The organism is Sphingomonas sp. PL-96, assembly GCF_020707215.1.
Lineage (GTDB): Bacteria > Pseudomonadota > Alphaproteobacteria > Sphingomonadales > Sphingomonadaceae > Sphingomonas.
This window is the reverse complement of sequence record NZ_JAJFET010000001.1, coordinates 25,566-43,427: the sequence shown is the minus strand read 5'-3', so window position 1 is coordinate 43,427 and position 17,862 is coordinate 25,566. Positions and strand designations below refer to the sequence as shown.

Below are 17,862 nucleotides of genomic sequence, written 5' to 3'. Positions count from 1 at the left end.
GCAAGCGAAAGGATCTTCCGTGTCCATTCCAGTGCTCCACAAGAACGCCCGCATCCTGATGTGGCTCGTCACCATCCCCTTTGTCGTGCTCGCGCTGCTGACGTGCGCGCTCCTCGGCAACATCGTCCTGCAGGGCGGCCGGTTCGCGGACACGGTCGCGATCTACTATCTCCCCATGTTCCTCTACATGTGGGCGATATGGATGGTTCGAAGCGCCCTGAAAAAGGTTGCGGAGGGTGCGCTGTTCGAGGGGGTGATCGCGCAATTGCTGTTCCGCGCCGGCGCCGCCCTCTTCGGTGGCGCCCTCTTCACGGTGTTCGGGGTTCCGCTCCTGACTGCACTGGTTCAGGGAGAGGCGTATATCGCGACCTTTGAGCCCTCGCCGGTGACGTTGGGCATCGTCGGCGCGACCCTTGCCTTGTTCTCGCAGCTGTTCGGCCGTGCGGCGGCGATGCGGCAGGAACTGGACGAGTTCATCTGACCATGCCCGTCCTCGTCACCCTCGACACCATGCTCCTGCGTCGCGCGATGACGGGAAAGGAACTCGCGAGCCGAGTGGGAATCAGCGAAACCCAGCTTTCGCTGTTCAAGTCCGGCAAGGTTCGCGGGATCCGCTTCGCCACCATCGCAAAGATGTGCGCGGTGCTGGAGTGCAGTCCTGGCGATCTTCTCGGCTATCGGTTCGACGCAGCCGATCTGCGGGACAGCAGCGAAGCCTGATCCCTCATCCCGTCAGCGCAAGCGCGCCCAAGATCACGGCGCACAGGATCGCGGCCATCTGGATGCCGGGCCAGGGCATCACGCCCACTCGGTCGAGGTCGCGCCTCCGTGCGCGTCGCGCGTCGGCGACGCCGCTGGCCACCGCCACTGCCGCCAGTGCGGCCGCTCCGCTCCAAAGTCCCGCTTGCATCCGGCAGGCTTAGCCGCACAACATCGCTTCGTCACCTTGTTGGAGGTTCCCGATGCGCCCGATCCTGCCGATCCTTGCCCTCGCCGCCGCGACGGTTCCTCTGGCGGCGACCGCCGTCGCCCAGTCGGGCACGCCCAAGCAGGCACTTGCCGCCGCGATCGCCTCGCCCGCGCGCACGCCTGCCAATGTGGCGCGCGACCGCTATCGGCATCCGGCCGAGACGCTGACCTTCTTCGGCGTCAAGCCGAGCGACACCGTCGTGGAGATCTGGCCGAGCGGCGGCTGGTATACCGAAATCCTCGCGCCCTATCTCGCGCGCAGCGGCAGCTATGTGGCGGCGGCCCCGCTGCCCAATGGCGCCAAGGGCGTGCAGGCGCTCCAGGCGAAGGACGCCGCCCGCTATGGCAAGATACGGATCGCGGGCTTCCCGGCCAAGCCCGGCGACGCGACGGTGCCCAACGGCAGCGCCGACGTGGTGCTGACCTTCCGCAACGCCCACAACTGGCGCTTCGGCGGCGCGGACCAGGCGCAGGCGATGTTCGACGCCATGTTCGCGATGCTAAAGCCCGGCGGCACGCTGGGCGTGGTCGAGCATCGCCTGCCCGAGGCGCGAGACTCCGCCGCCGAGGAAAAGAGCGGCTATCTGAAGGAAAGCACCGTCATCGGCTTTGCGACCAAGGCCGGGTTCAAGCTGGCGGGCCGGTCCGAGGTGAACGCCAACCCGCGCGACACCGCCGACTGGCCGCAAGGGGTGTGGACGCTGCCGCCGAGCTATCGGCTGGGCGACACGGATCGCGCAAAATATGCCGCGATCGGCGAAAGCGACCGGATGACCCTGCGCTTCGTGAAGCCGCGGTGATGAACGGGGACGCCCGTCCCCGACGTATCCAAGAAAGCTGCGCGAGAGGCGCGCCAGACCGTCCGATATACCCGTACCCCCGCGCAGGCGGGGGTCCAGGGCCAAGCAGAACAACCGCTGGCGGTGTTTGGGACCCTGGGCTCCTGCCTTCGCAGGAGCACGGCGGAGCCCCGGGGGGTTGGCCGCCCGACGAGCCGTCCACCCCAGGGACTCGGGCTCACTTGGCCAGCTTGTCGACCTTTTCCTGCAGGCGCGCGAGCTCGGCACGCAGCGCGCGCATCTCGCCTTCGCTGCCCTCCGCCGCGGGTGCGGACGTCGCGGTGCTGTCGTTGGCGGCACCGGCCTTGAACGCCGAAGTCGCCGCCTCGAACATCGCCATGTTGCGCTTGGCGATTTCGGCGAACGGGGTGTTGGCGAACGGCGAGTTGGCAAAGGCGCCCTCGACCGCCGACTTGAACTGCTCCTGGTTGCGACGGAAGCTGTCCATCGATGCCTCCAGATAGCCCGGCACCATCGCCTGCATCGAATCGCCGTAGAGCGAGATCAGCTGGCGCAGGAAGCTCACCGGCAGCATCGTCTGCCCGCGGCTTTCCTCTTCCATGATGATCTGGGTCAGGACATTGTGGGTGATGTCGTCGTCACTCTTGGCATCGACCACCTTGAAGTCGCGGCCCTCGCGAGTCATCGCCGCCAGATGGTCCAGCGTGATGTAGGACGAAGTCTCGGTATTGTAGAGACGCCGATTAGCGTATTTCTTGATGATGACGGGTCCGCCATCCGACACGGTCTTTTTCATGCAGAACCCCTGAATGTCTGATCCGACACTATCATCCTTTTCTGCCGCGCTGCAACGCGGGCCGCGCCCGCTGCCGCTGTTCCTGGACATGCTGAGGTCGGAGACGGCGGAGGCGCCGGAACGCCGCGCCGCAGCACTGGCGGGACTGCGTGCATACCAGCAGGCGCCACGCGCGCCGCGACCGCCCGCTCCGCCGGTGGTGGCGCGAAGCGGGCGCGCGACGCTGCTCGACTATGGGGTCGGGACCGGCCGGCCGGTGGTGTTCGTCCCCTCGCTCATCAACCCGCCGTTCGTGCTCGATCTGGCGGAGGATAATTCGCTGCTGCGCTGGCTTGCCGGCCGGGGCGTCCGGCCGCTGCTGGTCGACTGGGGCACGCCGGGGCCGGATGCACGCGAGCAGGACGTCGACGCGCATGTCACCGACCTGCTGCTGCCGCTGCTGGACACGCTGCCGGAACCGCCGGTGCTGGTCGGCTATTGCCTGGGCGGGACGATCGCGCTGGCGGCGGCGACGCTGCGGCCAGCGGCGGGCGTCGCGCTGATCGCGGCGCCGTGGCACTTCGCGGGCTTCGGAGAGGCGGCGCGCGCACGGATCGCGTCCTTGTGGCGAGCGGCCGAGCCGACCTGTGCAACGCTTGGGCTGGTGCCGATGGAGGTGCTGCAATCCGGCTTCTGGCAGCTCGATCCAGCCCGCACCGTCGCCAAGTTCGAAGGGTTCGCCACGCTGGATCCGGCGAGCGCCAAGGCCCGCGCGTTCGTTGCGCTGGAGGATTGGGCGAACGCCGGCGCCCCCCTCACCTTTGCCGCGGGACGGCAGCTGTTCGAGGGCTTCTTTGGCGAGGACCTGTCGGGAAGCGGGGGCTGGCAGCTGGATGGGCGCACGGTCATGCCCGGTGGCCTTGCCTGCCCGACCATCGACTTCGTGGCGCAGGGTGACCGCATCGTACCGGCGCAAAGTGCGACAGGTCTGGCCGACCGGCATCCCGTCGCCGCCGGACATGTCGGCATGGTCGTCGGAAGCCGTGCGCCGGCACTGCTGTGGACACCACTCGCCGACTGGATAACCCGACTTCCCGCGCCTAAATAAGGGACACGGCGTCGCATCAAGCGGCGCGTTTCTGAGAGGACTGCCATGACCGAGATCGTGATCGCCGCCGCCAAGCGAACCCCGGTCGGCAGCTTCCTGGGCGCCTTTGCCACTACCCCCGCGCACGAGCTCGGCCGCCAGGCGATCGAGGCCGCGCTGGAGCAGGCGGGTGTCGCGCCGGAAGACGTGTCGGAAGTGATCCTGGGCCAGGTGCTCACCGCCGCGCAGGGGCAGAACCCCGCGCGTCAGGCGTCGATGGCCGCCGGCATCCCCAAGGAGGTGCCCGCCTGGGGCGTGAACCAGGTCTGCGGATCGGGCCTGCGCACGGTGGCGCTCGCCTATCAGGCGATCCTGACCGGCGATGCGTCGATCGTGGTCGCAGGCGGCCAGGAGAGCATGTCGCTCTCCGCCCATGCCCAGGCGCTGCGCGCGGGTGCCAAGATGGGCGATGTCGCCCTGGTCGACACCATGATCAAGGACGGCCTGACCGACGTCTTCAACGGCTATCACATGGGCATCACCGCCGAGAATCTGGCCGAGCAGTATCAGGTTACGCGCCAGGATCAGGACAGCTTTGCGGTGCGTTCGCAGAACCTTGCCGAGCAGGCGCGCTCGGACGGCCGCTTCAAGGACGAGATCGCGCCGGTGACCGTCAAGGGCCGCAAGGGCGACACGATCGTTGCGGACGACGAATATATCCGCGCCGGTGCGACGCTGGACGCGATGTCGGGCCTGCGCCCGGCGTTCAAGAAGGACGGCAGCGTGACCGCGGGCAATGCGAGCGGGATCAACGACGGTGCGGCTGCGCTGGTGGTGATGTCGGCGGACGAAGCCGAGCGCCGCGGCATCACGCCGCTTGCCACCATCAAGAGCTGGGCGACCGCCGGCGTCGACCCGTCGATCATGGGCATCGGCCCCGTCCCCGCCTCCCGCCGCGCGCTCGAAAAGGCGGGCTGGAGTGTCGGCGACCTCGACCTGATCGAGGCGAACGAGGCGTTTGCGGCGCAGGCGCTGGCGGTCGGCAAGGACATGGGCTGGGACGCGGACAAGGTGAACGTCAACGGCGGCGCGATCGCGATCGGCCATCCGATCGGCGCCTCGGGCGCGCGCGTGCTGACGACGCTGCTCTACGAGATGCAGCGCCGCGACGCGAAGAAGGGCCTCGCGACGCTCTGCATCGGCGGCGGCATGGGCATCGCCATGTGCGTCGAGCGGCCGTAAGGCCGGGTGCGGGTCTGGCCTAGCGCCAGACCCGGTCAAAGCGACGGCCCAGGCCGGTCAGCAGTTCATATTGCGACCGGCCGGACGCCGCCGAAGCGCGCGGCAGTGCATAGTCGATCGAGAGCCAGTCGCCTTCGGCAACGTCTGCGCCGGTCACATCGACGATCAGCAGATCCATCGAGACGCGGCCGCGCACCGGGCAGGCGACGTCACCTGCGAAGACGGTGCCGGTATCCGAGAAGCCGCGGCCGTATCCGTCGGCATAGCCGATGTTGAGCACCGCCAGTTCCTGGTCCGCCTGCGCCACATAGGTTGCGTTGTAGCCCGCCGTCTCGCCCGCACGCATGCGGCGGCGCTGGAGCACCTGCGCCTCGGGATGGACGACCTGCCGGATCACGCCCTCGGCCGCCGGACACGGGACACCGCCGTAGAGCGCCAGGCCTGGCCGGGTCAGGTCGAAGCGGAACTCCTGGCCCAGAAAGATGCCGGCGCTGTTGGCGAGGCTGGTACGCTTTGCCGGCACCCGTGCGGCGACCTCGGCAAAGCGCGCGTGCTGTTCGGCGTTGAGCGGGTGGTCCTCGTCCGCGCAGGCGAGATGGCTGAGAAGCGTGTGGATCTCCAGGCCTTCGAACAGCGCCGTCGGCGCGTCCCAGCGCACCCCTAGCCGGTTCATGCCGGTGTCGACCATTACGTCGCATGGCCCACCGCCGCTGTCCCGCCAGCGCGCGATCTGGACGGGCGTGTTGAGCACCGGGCGGATGTGCGGCCAGCGGCGCGCCTGCGGCAGGTCTTCCTCGCGCAGGCCGTGCAGCACCGACACGGCGGGCGCGATGTCGGCGACCGCCTCCGCCTCCGCCCAGGTGGCGACAAAGAAATCGCGGCAGCCCGCCTCGACCAGCCGACCCACGACCTCGCGCGCGCCCAGGCCATAGCCGTTGGCCTTGACCGCAGCACCGCAGGCGGCCGGGCCGCTCCGTTGACCAAGCGTGCGCCAGTTGTGGACAAGCGCGGCGCTGTCGAGCCGCAGGCGAAGAGGGGCATGCATCACCCGACCGGCCTAGCGCCTGGGCTGGCGGGCGTCGAGGGTGCGGCCTAGTCGCTCCGCCGCCGATTGCTTGCGTTTGTGCAACCCAGCCTTGCGGATGCTGCGCTTGCGCTGCGGTGCAGCATCAACCATTTGCGCCCGGATGGCCTCTTCCCCTTCCGTGCCCGCGCGCAGCGTCGCGCTGGTGCACCTTGCCCTTGCCACCGGCGGCTTTGCGATCGGCACGACCGAATTCGCAGCCATGAGCCTGGTGCCCCTGTTCGCCCCCGGTCTCGGCATTTCCGAGCCGACCGCCGGCCATGTCATCAGCGCCTATGCGCTGGGCGTGGTGGTCGGCGCGCCGCTGATCGCGGTGCTCGGCGCGCGCATGTCGCGCTTCGCCCTGCTGATCAGCCTGATGGGCTCGTTCGCGCTGTTCAACGGGCTTAGCGCGCTGGCGCCGACCTATGGCTGGATGCTGGCGTTCCGGTTCCTGAGCGGACTGCCGCACGGCGCCTATTTCGGCGCCGCCTCGCTGGTCGCGGCGTCGCTGGTGCCGTCGGAGAAACGCACCCAGGCGGTCGGCCGCGTGATGCTGGGGCTGACGGTCGCCACCATCCTGGGCGTGCCCGCCGCCAACGCGCTGGGGCAGACGGTCGGCTGGCGCTGGGGCTTTGGCGTGGTTGCGGTGCTGGCGCTCTTGACCGTCGTGCTGCTGGCAGCACTTGCCCCGCGCGACCGGGCGGATCGCAGCGCGAGCCCCCTTGCCGAACTGCGCGCGCTGGGCCGCGCGCAGGTGTGGCTGACGCTTGCGATCGGGGCGGTAGGCTTTGGCGGCATGTTCTGCGTCTACACCTATGTCGCCTCGACCCTGCTGGAGGTGACGCGTGTGTCGTCCGCGCTGGTGCCGGTGGTGCTGGCGGTGTTCGGCATCGGCATGACTGCGGGTAATCTGATCGTCCCGCGCTTCGCCGACCGGGCGCTGATGCCGACGGTTGCCTTCACGCTGCTATGGAGCGCTGCGATGCTGGCACTCTATACCTTTGCCGCCGCATCGCTGTGGACGATCGTCCCGTGCGTGTTCGTGATCGGCCTGGGCGGGGCACTCGGCACCGTGCTGCAGACGCGGCTTATGGACGTGGCCGGCGAGGCGCAGAGCCTGGCGGCGGCACTCAACCACTCGGCGCTCAACCTCGCCAATGCGATTGGTCCGTGGGTGGGCGGCATGGCCATCACCGCCGGCTGGGGCCTGGAGACGACCGGCGCGATCGGTGCAGTGCTGGCGCTGGGCGGCCTGCCGATCTGGGCACTGTCGGTGGCGCTCGACCGCAAGCGTGCTGTGGTGCTGCAGCCGGCCTGAGCGAGCACGCGCTCCCGCGGAGGCGGGAGCCATATCGCAACCGACAACGCCTGCCTCCCTGGGCTCCCGCGCAGGCGAGACCTCTGCGAAACCACCAGCCGTGCTCCTGCGAAGGCAGTAGCCCAGGGTTCCAACCACCGCAAGTCGTTGCTCTGCTTGGCCCTGGACTCCTGCCTGCGCAGGAATACGGGTGGACCAAAGGACGATGGCCCCTGTTTTGCAGAAGTCACGCGAAGGCGGGAGTCCAGGGCCACGAGCGACACCGCCTGCGGCTCCTGAGCTCCCGCCTTCGCGGGAGCACGGTGAGGCGGTTGGCGAAGCTCAGTCCAGGTTCGGCCGCAGCCAGCGTTCGGCCTGCTCCACGCTGACGCCGCGGCGCCGGGCATAGTCCTCCAGCTGGTCCCGCCCGATCCGCGCCACCCCGAAATACTGACTATCCGGGTGGCCGAAGTAGAAGCCCGACACCGCCGCCGTCGGCAGCATCGCAAAGCTCTCGGTCAGCACCAGCCCGGCGCGTTCCCCTGCGTTCAGCATTTCGAACAGCATCGGCTTCAGGCTGTGCTCCGGGCACGCCGGATAACCCGGCGCCGGGCGGATGCCGCGATACTGTTCACGCACCAGCGCCTCGTTGGTCAGCTGCTCGTCGGGCGCATAGCCCCAGAGCGTCGTGCGGACATGCTGGTGCAGCCGCTCGGCAAACGCCTCGGCCAGGCGATCCGCCAGCGCCTTCAGCAGAATGTCGTTATAGTCGTCGTGCGCCGCTTTGAAGCGGGCGATGTGCGGGTCGATGCCGTGGATGCCGACCGCAAAGCCGCCGAACCAGTCGCCCGCCGGATCGATGAAGTCGGCCAGGCACATGTTCGCCCGCCCCTCGCGCTTGGCGATCTGCTGGCGCAGCATCGGCAGGCGCACGTTCGCCTCATTGCCGGGGTCCAGGTCGGGCGTGTGCAGGTCGGCCGGGAAGTGCGCGCCGTCCGGGCTCACCTGGTCGTCGCTGTGACGGGTGCGCACGACGATGTCGTCGCCGTCGCGATGGCACGGCCACAGCCCCGCCACGCCGCGTGCGGTCAGCCACTTCTCGGCGATGATGGTGTCGAGCATCTTCTGCGCGTCTTCGTAGAGCCCGCGCGCGCTTTCCCCCACGATCTCGTCGTCCAGGATCGCAGGGAAGTTGCCGGCCAGTTCCCAGGCGCGGAAGAAAGGCGTCCAGTCGATGTAGCCGCGCAGGTCGGTGAGATCCCAGTCGTCAAACTGGTGGATGCCCGGCTGCGCGGGCGCGGCCGGCTTCTGCGCGAAGTCGGCAACGAAGCCGGCTGCGCGCGCATCAGCGATCGGCAGCAGCGCGCTCTGCCCCTTGCCCTCGCGTGCGGCACGCACCGCGGCATAGTCGGCCGCGACCTTCTCGACATAATCGTCGCGCTGCGTGTCGCTCACCAGCGTGGTCGCGACACCCACCGCCCGGCTGGCGTCGAGCACGTGCACCACCGGCCCGTCATAGGCGGGCGCAATGCGCAGCGCCGTGTGCACCTTGGACGTGGTCGCGCCGCCGATCAGCAGCGGCATCACCATCTTGGCGCGCTTCATCTCCTCGGCCACGGTCACCATCTCGTCGAGCGAGGGGGTGATGAGGCCGGAGAGGCCGATCATGTCGGCGTCATTCTCGTTCGCCGCCTCCAGGATCTTGGACCAGGGGACCATCACGCCCAGGTCCACCACCTCGAAGCCGTTGCACTGGAGCACGACGCCGACGATGTTCTTGCCGATATCGTGGACGTCGCCCTTCACGGTCGCCATCACGACCTTGCCCTTGCCCTTGGAGCCGGGCTCCTTGGCGGCCTCGATGAAGGGCAAGAGGTGCGCCACTGCCTTCTTCATCACACGCGCGGACTTCACCACCTGCGGCAGGAACATCTTGCCCGATCCGAACAGGTCGCCGACCACGTTCATGCCGTCCATCAGCGGGCCTTCGATGACTTCGATCGGCCGGGCGTAGAGCTGGCGCGCCTCTTCGGTGTCGTCGACGACATGCGCGTCGATGCCCTTCACCAGCGCATGCTCCAGCCGCTTGGCGACACCCCAGCTGCGCCATTCCGCCGCCTGCTTCTCGGCCACCGCATCGGTGCCGCGGAAGCGCTCGGCAAGCGCCACCAGCCGCTCGCCCGCATCGGGATCTCGGTTGAGGATCACGTCCTCGCACGCCGTGCGCAGCTCCGGCTCGATCTGGTCATAGACCTCGAGCTGGCCGGCGTTGACGATCGCCATGTCCATGCCGGCCGGGATCGCGTGGTAGAGGAACACGGAGTGCATCGCCTTGCGCACCGGCTCGTTGCCGCGGAAGCTGAACGACAGGTTCGAAAGGCCGCCTGAGATGTGGACGTGCGGGCAGCGCGCCTTGATCTCGCGGCACGCCTCGATGAAGTCGACGCCGTAGTTGTTGTGCTCCTCGATCCCCGTCGCGACCGCGAAGACGTTGGGATCGAAGATGATGTCCTCCGGCGGAAAGCCGATGCCGACGAGCAGCTTGTAGGCGCGCTCGCAGATCTCGACCTTGCGCGCCTGGGTGTCGGCCTGGCCGACCTCGTCGAACGCCATCACCACGACCGCGGCGCCATAGGCCATGCACTTGCGGGCGTGTTCGAGGAAGATCTCCTCCCCTTCCTTCATGCTGATCGAGTTGACGATCGGCTTGCCGGACACGCACTTCAGCCCCGCCTCGATCACGTCCCACTTCGAGCTGTCGACCATCACCGGGATGCGGGCGATGTCGGGCTCTGCCTGGATCAGCTTCAGGAAGGTCGTCATGGCGTGGTGCGCGTCGAGCAGCCCCTCGTCCATGTTGACGTCCAGCACCTGCGCGCCCGCCTCCACCTGCTGGAGCGCGACCTCGATTGCGGCGGCATAGTCGCCGTTCATGATCAGCTTCTTGAAGCGCGCCGAGCCGGTGACGTTGGTGCGCTCGCCGATGTTGACGAAGCTGGTGGAGGAGGCGGTGGCGTTCATCTGTCTTCTTCTTGATCCTCCCCGGTACGGGGAGGGGGACCAGCGAAGCTGGTGGAGGGGGGTTGCCGCAGGGAACTCGCTCGCGGAGAGCCCCCTCCACCACGCCCTTCGGGCGCGGTCCCCCTCCCCGTGCCGGGGAGGATTTTAGACCTCACGCCGCCATGGTGAACGGCTCGAGCCCGGCAAGCCGCGTCCGCACTTCCGGCGTCGGGATCTTGCGCGGCGGCAGTTCCCGCACTGCTTGCGCAATCGCCTGGATGTGCGCCGGGGTCGATCCGCAGCAACCGCCCAGCACGTTGACCTGGCGGTTCTCCGCCCAGTCGCGCACCAGCCCGGCGGTCGTCTCCGGCGCCTCGTCATAGGCGCCGAGCTCGTTGGGAAGCCCGGCGTTGGGATAGACCATGATCAGGGTGTCGCAGATGCCGGACAGCGTCTTCACGTGCGGCCGCAGCTGCTCCGCCCCGAACGAGCAGTTGAGCCCGATGGTGAGCGGACGCGCATGGCGCACCGCATGCCAGAACGCCTCGACCGTATGCCCCGACAGGTTGCGTCCGGACAGGTCGGTCAGCGTCATCGACAGCATGATCGGCAGGTCGCGGCCGAGCGCATTGCCCGCCTCGATCGCCGCCATGATCCCGGCCTTGGCGTTCAGCGTATCGAACACCGTCTCGATCAGCACGAAGTCCGCGCCGCCCTCGACCAGCGCGTCGATCTGCTCGCGGTACACGTCCTTCAGATAATCGAAGTCGATCTCGCGAAAGCCGGGATCGTTGACGTCGGGACTCAGCGACAGCGTCTTGTTGGTCGGCCCGATCGCGCCGGCGACGAAGCGCGGGCGGCCGTCCTTGGCCTGGAACTCGTCGGCGATGCGGCGCGCGAGCTTCGCGCTCTCGACGTTGATCTCGCGCACAAGATGCTCAGCGCCATAGTCGGCCTGGCTGATGCGGTTGGCGGAGAAGGTGTTGGTCTCGGCGATGTCGGCGCCGGCTTCGAAATAGGCGCGGTGGATCGACTCCGGCACCTCGGGCCTGGTCAGCGCCAGGATGTCGTTGTTGCCCTTCTGGTCATGGCTGAGGCCCAGGCTGCCGGCATAGTCGGCTTCCGAAAGCTTCCAGTTCTGGATCTCGGTGCCGAACGCGCCGTCGGTGATCAGCACGCGCTTGGCGGCCTCGGCCAGCAGGGTTTCGCGGGGAGTCATGCCGTTCTTCCTTCGTCGCGTCGGGCGCCGCCGCCCTCAATAGTGTCGTCACCCTGAACTTGTTTCAGGGTCCATCCGTCCACACCCGCCGCCGCCGCTTGCTGCGCGGTGGATGCTGAAACGAGATCAGCATGACGGTGGGGGTGGGACAGACTCACGCCGCCGCCTGCCCCGCCACCTTCTTCGCGCGCAGGCCCAGCAGGTGGCAGATCGCATAGCTCAGCTCGGCGCGGTTGAGCGTGTAGAAGTGGAAGTGGCGCACGTCGCCCGCATAGAGCCGGCGGCACATCTCCGCCGCGATGGTCGCCGCCACCAGCTGGCGTGAGGCGGGGTGGTCGTCCAGCCCCTCGAACAGCCGGTCCATCCAGTCGGGGATCGCAGCGCCGCACATGCCCGCGAACTTGCGCGTCTGGGCGACGTTGGAGACCGGCAGGATCCCCGGCACGATCTCGGCCGAAATGCCCGCTGCGGTCGCTGCGTCGCGGAAGCGGAAGAATGCTTCGGGCGTGAAGAAGAACTGCGTGATGGCCCGGGTGGCGCCGGCGTCGAGCTTGCGCTTGAGATTGTCGAGGTCGGCCGCCTGGGTGCCGGAATCCGGGTGCAGCTCGGGATAGGCGGCAACCGAGATTTCGAACGGATGCAGCTTCTTCAGTCCCGCGACCAGGTCGGCGGCATTGGCATAGCCCTGCGGATGGCTCTGGAACGCCTGCCCCGCGACGGGCGGATCCCCGCGCAGCGCCACGATGTGGCGCACGCCCGCGGCCCAATATTCCTCGGCCACCTGATCGATCTCGGCCCGGCTCGCCTCGACGCAGGTCAGGTGCGCGGCGGCGGCAAGGCTCGTCTCGCGCTGGATGCGTGCGACGGTCGCATGGGTGCGCTCGCGCGTCGAACCACCTGCGCCATAGGTGACGGAAACGAAGCGGGGGCCGAGTGGCTCCAGCGTGCGCACCGCCTCCCACAGTGTCTCTTCCATCTTCGCCGACTTGGGCGGGAAGAATTCGAACGACACCGCGGCGTCGCCCGCCACGTCCGCGAACAGCGGCGCCTCCAGCGCGCGGCGCGCTTCCTCGAGCTGGTTCACCGAAATCGTCATGCCGCCTGTTTCTCCACCCGGGTGGCGCCGGTTTTCCGCGCCAGCCACAGCTTCACCGTCAATTCGCCGCCTTCCAGCGTCTCCGTCTGCACGGGCGCGAGCCCGGCCGCGGCGAACCAGCCGAGCATCTGCTCGTCCGAAAATCCAAGTCGCGCGTGCGCATCGCGCGTGCGCAGGTCCTCGCGCTCGTGCGGCGCGAAATCGACGATCAGCAACCGCCCTCCGCTCGCCAGCACGCGCGCCGCTTCCGCGATCACCGCGCCGGGGTGCTGCGCGAAATGCAGCACATGGTGCAGGATCGCGGCGTCCGCATCGTCGTCCGACAGCGGCAGCCGGTAGAAATCGGCCTGGCGCAGCTCCGCCTTGTCGAGCCCGCGCTCGGAAAGCTTGGCGCGCGCCAGCCGCAGCATTTCCGAGCTGCGGTCGACACCCAGCGCGTGCGCCGCCTGGGGCGCGAACAGCTCCAGCATCCGACCGGTGCCGGTGCCAATGTCGACCAGCGTGCCGATCGGCTGCGCGCCCAGCGCCCGCGCACACGCCGCCTCGACCTCGCTCTCGGCCACGTGCAGCGATCGGATCGCGTCCCATTCGCCGGCATGCGCCTCGAACCAGGCGGCGGCCGCCTGCGCGCGGTCTGCGCGCACTGCTGCGAGCCGCGCCGTGTCGGCCAGCGTCCAGGGATCGCCCTCGCCCGTCCAGGCATCGATCGCGGCGAGCACCGGGGCGATCCGCGCCTCCTCGCCCAGCGCCACGAACACCCAGCTGCCTTCCTTGCGCCGCTCGGCCAAGCCGGCGTCCACCAGGATCTTCACGTGCCGCGACACGCGCGGCTGGCTCTGCCCCAGCACCTGCGCCAGTTCGCCGACCGACAGCTCCATCGAGCGCAGCAACGCCACGATCCGCAGTCGCGTCGCGTCCGCCAGAGCGCGGAAGATGTCGAGTGCTGGAGCCATGGCAGTACATATAAAGAATTCTTTATATGCGGTCAACGGCGCGCGAAGGTTGCGTCAGCCCGTTGCGCCATGGAAACAAGCATGGGGCGGGTGCGTTCGCCCCCTCAAACATCCTGCATCAAAAAACGAGGAACCCCGATGAAGAAGGTCATGCTGCTTCCGTTCGCCGCTGCCGCCGCATTTGCACTCTCCGCCTGCAGCGACAAGGCGCAGAACGAGACCAGCGAGGCTGCCGAGTCCATCGCAGCGGACGCGAATGCGACGATGGGTGAAGCCGTGGACGATGTCGAGGCGGCAAGCGATCGCGCATTCGACGCCGCCGAGAACGGCCTCGACCGCGCCGGCGATGCCATCGGCAACGCCACCGACGACGCAGGCCGCGCGATTGACCATGGCGCGCATGAAACCGGCCAGGAACTGGAAAAGGCCGGCAACGACCTCCAGAACCGCTAAGACAATGCAGGTGGCGCGGCAGGACTGCGCCACCTGGACGCTGTTTCGGATGCCCGCGTGGGCGATCCGAATGCCGCTCCTACCGGCGGCGCTGGCGCTCGCCGGCTGCGGGTCGCAGGACGGACCCGCGGATGCGCTGCGCCCGGAAGAAACGCAGGCGATCAACGACGCTGCCGAGATGCTCCGCCCGAACAGTGTGAGCGCCGCAGCGCTCGCCGCCGACAATCAGGCTCCGGCGCGTTCCGCCGACAATCAGATGGACAGGCCATGACTCCTCTTCGCACGCTGGGCGCCACCGACCTCGAGACCCCGCCCCTGGTGTTGGGCGGCAATGTGTTCGGCTGGACCGCCGACAAGGCGACGAGCTTTCGCGTCCTCGACGCCTTTGTCGAGCGCGGCGGCCGCATGATCGACACGGCCGACGTCTATTCGGCCTGGGTCGATGGCCATCAGGGCGGCGAGTCCGAGCGCGTCATTGGCGAATGGCTCAAGCAATCGGGCAAGCGCGACCAGGTGCTGATTGCGACCAAGGTCGGCATGCTGCCGGGCGAAGGCGGCGAGAAGCTGGCCCCCGCGCGCATCGCTGCGGCCATCGACGCCTCGCTCCAGCGGCTCGGCACCGACCATGTCGACGTCTATTTCGCGCACCAGGACGACGAGACGGTGCCACAGGCGGACTATCTCGCCGCCTTCGCGCGGTTGGTCGAAGCCGGCAAGATCCGCGTGATCGGCGCATCCAACTTCCACGCCGCGCGGCTGAAATCGGCGATCGAGATCGCGACGCGCGAGGGGCTGCCGCACATCCATGTGCTTCAGCCCGAATATAACCTCGTCAGCCGTACCCGCTACGAAGGCGAGTTGCAGAACCAGTGCGTCGAGCACAACATCGCGGTCACGCCCTATTACGGGCTCGCCTCGGGCTTCCTGACCGGCAAGTATCGCAGCCGCAACGACCTGTCGAAGAGCGTGCGCGGCGGCGGCATGGCCGAGCTGCTGGAGGGCAAAGGCGCGGCCGTACTCGCGGCGATGGACTCGGTGGCGGCGGAAACCGGCGCCAGCCTTGCTCAGATCGCACTCGCCTGGCTTGCCGCACAGCCGGGGGTCACGGCACCCATCGCCAGCGCGACCAGCGTCGAGCAGGTGGAGGAACTGACCGGTTCCTGGGACCTGACGCTCAGCAAGGAACAGCTGGAGCGGATGACGAACGCGGGCGTCTAGGCCGGCCTTACGAGAGGACCGGCTCTGGCAGCGCCTGGAACGCGGGCTTCGCCAGCAGATAACCCTGGACGAGATCGATGCCGAGTGCGCGGACCGCGTCGAGTTCGTCCTGCGTCTCGATCCCCTCGGCGACCACCGTCACGCCCAGCTTGCGGCAAAGCGTCGCCATGCTCTCGACGATCAGACGGCGCGGCTCGCTGGTGTCGAGCCCGCGCAGCAACGCCATGTCGAGCTTGAGGACGTCCGGCTGAAACCGCGCGAGCAGGCCCAGCCCGGCAAAGCCCGCGCCGAAATCGTCCAGCGCAGTGGTGAAGCCCATGCGGCGATAGGTCTCGACGATGTTCAGCACATGGTCGGGATCGGCCATCTCCTCATTCTCGGTGAACTCGAACATCAGCCGGTCGGTTGGCAGCCCCTCGGCCTCGGCCGTGCGCAGCGTCAGCTGGATGCATGCCAGCGGCGAATACACGGCGTTGGGGAGGAAGTTGATCGACAGGCGCGCGTCGGTGTCGAGCAGCCCGGCGGCGACGGCGCCCTCGATCGCTGCCACGCGGCATTGCTGGTCAAAGGCGTAGCGATTTTCCGGCGTGACCTGCGCCAGCACCTCTGCGGCCGATTCGCCTTCCGCGCCCCGCACCAGCGCCTCATAGGCCCAGGCGCGGCCGCTGCGCAGGTCGACGATCGGCTGGAACGCCATCGCGATCGAAAAGTCGAGCGCCTGCCCCTCGCGGCAGCCAGCGCATCTGCCGGGGGGCATCTTGGTCATGCTTCCACCTTGCGCAGCGAAGTCTTAGGATCTGGTTTCCGTCAATCGCCGGCAAAGGCGAACGGCGTCACCCCGGCTTCGCGTTCATGGACCAGCAGCGCGTGGCCGCGGGGCGGCGCCGAACGCTGCCCGCAGTCGCGCCTGGCGCAGGCACGACAGCCAAGCCCGATGGCGACCGCCTCCCCCGCCACCTCGGTGCCGCGCGCCGCAGCCCAGCCGCGCGCCTGATCCGCCGACAGCAGCAGCGCCACCGCATAGCGCGCCCGCACGCCCGCGACCTCGCCCACCGCGGGGTGCACGACATGCGCCCAGCTGAACCAGCGGCTGCCGTCCTCCAGCTCCACCAGCTGGGAGACGGCGGCGTCGGGGCGGGCGAACGCTTCAAAGCCGCTCCACAACGGACACAGGCTGGCGGCGTCCGCCATCGGTGCGCCGCTCAATCCGGCAAAGCGTTTCGACACCTGCCCGGCCCGGTCGACGCGCAGGAGACAGAAGGCGAGCCCGCGCGCCCCCACCCGGTTGAGCGTGGTCAACCGGTGCGCAACCTGTTCGAGCGACGTGCCGAACCGCCGCGCGAGCAAGGGCACGTCATAGCCGGTCGCCTCGCACGCGCGCAGGAACCGCGCATAGGGCATGGTCAGCGCCGCGGCGAAATAGCTCAGCAGGTGGCGGCGATAGAGGCGCTCGGCGGTGCGATCGGTGAAGCCGGCACCACGCACCAGCGCGTCGATGCTCCCGCGCGCCTCGCTCTGCCCGATCTGGCGGGCGAGCAGGTGAAGCCGCTGCGCAGGGCTCAGCAGCTCGGACAGCTGGAGCTGGCGGGCGTGCAGGTCGAGGCGATGCAGTCGATCCGGCAGCACGTCGACCGGCAGCACGCGCACCGACAGCTGGTGGCGCACGCGCAGCCGCTCGGCGAGCGCCGCACCCAGATCGGCCGCCGCAAGCCGGAGTTCGTCGGCAATCCCTTCCGCCAGCGTGTCCAGATCGGCGAAGTGGTTGCGCCAGCGTTCGACCTCCCGCCGTACCAGCCCCTGCGGATCGTCCGCGGTTGATGCCGCGCTGGCGGTCGTCCCGCCGCCCAGCCGGTCGAACACGCGCGCGAACGCCTCGGCTCCGCCGGGCGCGCTTGCCAGCCATTCGGCGACTTCGTGGCGATCGATCTCCAGGTCGGCGAACATCGGGTCGGCGAGGCGGCGGCGCAGCGCATCGGCCCCGCCCGCAGGCTCGCCGCTCGCGAGGCTGCGCGCGTCGAAGTCGAACCGCTCGGCCAGCCGCACCAGCAGCGCCGCTGAGACGGGGCGCTGGTTGCGCTCGACCAGGTTGAGGTAGCTCGGCGAGATGCCGAGCAGTTCCGCCATCGCCGCCTGAGTGAGGCCACCCTGGCGCCGCACCCGCCGAACCGCATGGCCTGCCAACAGCTTGCGTTCCGCCATGCTTCGCCTCCCAAAGGTGCAAAGACTTTACACACCGACAGAGCAAAGGGCGAGAGGTTCGACAGGCTCACCGCATTTTCAGTGGCATCGCCTTAGGAAATCGCGCGGCCTGCGGCACAAGAGCTGCACCGAGCTTACGCGAGGAACTGTAAAGGACGTGACAAGATCGCGGCGCGCCCGCGACCGCTGCGAGCGTCCAGGCAGCACCTCGAGCTTCCCTCTCGGCCGAGCCTCCAGCTCGCGCCCAGCCGTTCCTGGGGAGGAAAGATACCCGCCGGAGCGCAGTCTCCGGCGGGTATTTTCGTGTCCGTCGATTTCGTGGTGCCGGCGGACTGTCGCTGGACCGTATGCTGCTTCGATACGGGCTTCGACAAGCTCAGCCCCTACGCAGCACGAACGACTACCGGATGAGCCGCTTCAGGGCTTCCGAACGCCGGACCGCTCGTCCGCGGCAAAGGCGAGAGGCAGAATTTCCGATACTGTGCTTT

The 17,862-nt window shown here is 68.6% G+C and carries 18 protein-coding genes; 9 read left to right on the top strand and 9 right to left on the bottom strand.

What is annotated here, in order from left to right; all coding sequences use genetic code 11:
• Window positions 1–19 precede the first annotated feature (19 nt).
• Both LK533_RS00200 and LK533_RS00195 read left to right on the top strand, forming a co-directional pair.
• Entirely contained in the window at window positions 20–481 is a 462-nt protein-coding gene (locus LK533_RS00200) for a DUF2975 domain-containing protein (protein ID WP_229360546.1), read from the top strand.
• A gap of 2 nt (window positions 482–483) precedes the next feature.
• On the top strand, window positions 484–720 hold the full coding sequence (locus tag LK533_RS00195) for a helix-turn-helix domain-containing protein (RefSeq protein ID WP_229360545.1): 237 nt from the start codon (window positions 484–486) through the stop codon (window positions 718–720).
• Between the two features lie 4 nt (window positions 721–724).
• On the opposite strand, the gene LK533_RS00190 is transcribed toward LK533_RS00195, so the two are convergent.
• On the bottom strand, window positions 725–910 hold the full coding sequence (locus LK533_RS00190) for a hypothetical protein (RefSeq protein ID WP_229360544.1): 186 nt from the start codon (window positions 908–910) through the stop codon (window positions 725–727).
• A gap of 52 nt (window positions 911–962) precedes the next feature.
• On the opposite strand from LK533_RS00190, the gene LK533_RS00185 reads away from it, so the two are divergent.
• Window positions 963–1,769, top strand: a complete 807-nt coding sequence (locus tag LK533_RS00185) for a class I SAM-dependent methyltransferase (protein ID WP_229360543.1) — start codon at window positions 963–965, stop codon at window positions 1,767–1,769.
• A 217-nt stretch (window positions 1,770–1,986) separates the two neighbouring features.
• On the opposite strand, the gene phaR is transcribed toward LK533_RS00185, so the two are convergent.
• A complete protein-coding gene (phaR, locus tag LK533_RS00180; RefSeq protein ID WP_229360542.1) occupies window positions 1,987–2,565 on the bottom strand; it encodes a polyhydroxyalkanoate synthesis repressor PhaR in 579 nt (192 codons plus the stop codon).
• Window positions 2,566–2,578: 13 nt separating this feature from the next.
• Between phaR and LK533_RS00175 the strand changes: the two genes are divergently transcribed.
• Entirely contained in the window at window positions 2,579–3,652 is a 1,074-nt protein-coding gene (locus LK533_RS00175; RefSeq protein ID WP_229360541.1) for an alpha/beta fold hydrolase, read from the top strand.
• Between the two features lie 45 nt (window positions 3,653–3,697).
• Window positions 3,698–4,873 (top strand): acetyl-CoA C-acetyltransferase, encoded by a 1,176-nt coding sequence (locus LK533_RS00170; protein ID WP_229360540.1) that lies wholly within the window; start codon window positions 3,698–3,700, stop codon window positions 4,871–4,873.
• A 19-nt stretch (window positions 4,874–4,892) separates the two neighbouring features.
• Here LK533_RS00170 and alr read toward each other — a convergent pair whose 3' ends face one another.
• Window positions 4,893–5,918, bottom strand: a complete 1,026-nt coding sequence (gene alr, locus LK533_RS00165; protein WP_229360539.1) for an alanine racemase — start codon at window positions 5,916–5,918, stop codon at window positions 4,893–4,895.
• A gap of 142 nt (window positions 5,919–6,060) precedes the next feature.
• Here alr and LK533_RS00160 point away from each other — a divergent pair, with 142 nt between their 5' ends.
• On the top strand, window positions 6,061–7,257 hold the full coding sequence (locus tag LK533_RS00160) for an MFS transporter (RefSeq protein WP_229360538.1): 1,197 nt from the start codon (window positions 6,061–6,063) through the stop codon (window positions 7,255–7,257).
• 321 nt (window positions 7,258–7,578) lie between these two features.
• On the opposite strand, the gene metH is transcribed toward LK533_RS00160, so the two are convergent.
• The 4 genes from metH to LK533_RS00140 form a co-directional block, all read right to left on the bottom strand.
• Window positions 7,579–10,257, bottom strand: coding sequence for a methionine synthase (gene metH, locus LK533_RS00155; protein WP_229360537.1), 2,679 nt, complete (start codon window positions 10,255–10,257; stop codon window positions 7,579–7,581).
• Window positions 10,258–10,408: 151 nt separating this feature from the next.
• Window positions 10,409–11,455, bottom strand: a complete 1,047-nt coding sequence (locus LK533_RS00150; RefSeq protein ID WP_229360536.1) for a homocysteine S-methyltransferase family protein — start codon at window positions 11,453–11,455, stop codon at window positions 10,409–10,411.
• A 154-nt stretch (window positions 11,456–11,609) separates the two neighbouring features.
• Window positions 11,610–12,551, bottom strand: a complete 942-nt coding sequence (metF, locus tag LK533_RS00145; RefSeq protein ID WP_229360535.1) for a methylenetetrahydrofolate reductase [NAD(P)H] — start codon at window positions 12,549–12,551, stop codon at window positions 11,610–11,612.
• Window positions 12,548–13,504 carry an ArsR/SmtB family transcription factor gene (locus LK533_RS00140; protein WP_229360534.1) on the bottom strand — a complete coding sequence of 319 codons (957 nt, stop codon included), beginning with the start codon at window positions 13,502–13,504 and terminating at the stop codon, window positions 12,548–12,550. The genes metF and LK533_RS00140 overlap by 4 nt, the downstream gene beginning before the upstream one ends.
• 138 nt (window positions 13,505–13,642) lie before the next feature.
• On the opposite strand from LK533_RS00140, the gene LK533_RS00135 reads away from it, so the two are divergent.
• From LK533_RS00135 to LK533_RS00125, 3 genes are all read left to right on the top strand, one after another.
• A complete protein-coding gene (locus LK533_RS00135) occupies window positions 13,643–13,957 on the top strand; it encodes a hypothetical protein (protein WP_229360533.1) in 315 nt (104 codons plus the stop codon).
• A 70-nt stretch (window positions 13,958–14,027) separates the two neighbouring features.
• Window positions 14,028–14,228, top strand: coding sequence for a hypothetical protein (locus tag LK533_RS00130; protein ID WP_229360532.1), 201 nt, complete (start codon window positions 14,028–14,030; stop codon window positions 14,226–14,228).
• Window positions 14,225–15,175, top strand: a complete 951-nt coding sequence (locus LK533_RS00125) for an aldo/keto reductase (RefSeq protein ID WP_229360531.1) — start codon at window positions 14,225–14,227, stop codon at window positions 15,173–15,175. Before LK533_RS00130 ends, LK533_RS00125 begins: the two co-directional genes overlap by 4 nt.
• Before the next feature lie 7 nt (window positions 15,176–15,182).
• Here the strand turns inward: LK533_RS00125 and LK533_RS00120 are convergent, their stop codons facing one another.
• Both LK533_RS00120 and LK533_RS00115 read right to left on the bottom strand, forming a co-directional pair.
• On the bottom strand, window positions 15,183–15,932 hold the full coding sequence (locus LK533_RS00120) for an EAL domain-containing protein (protein ID WP_229361717.1): 750 nt from the start codon (window positions 15,930–15,932) through the stop codon (window positions 15,183–15,185).
• 50 nt (window positions 15,933–15,982) lie between these two features.
• On the bottom strand, window positions 15,983–17,374 hold the full coding sequence (locus LK533_RS00115) for a helix-turn-helix domain-containing protein (protein ID WP_229360530.1): 1,392 nt from the start codon (window positions 17,372–17,374) through the stop codon (window positions 15,983–15,985).
• Between the last annotated feature and the right edge of the window lie 488 nt (window positions 17,375–17,862).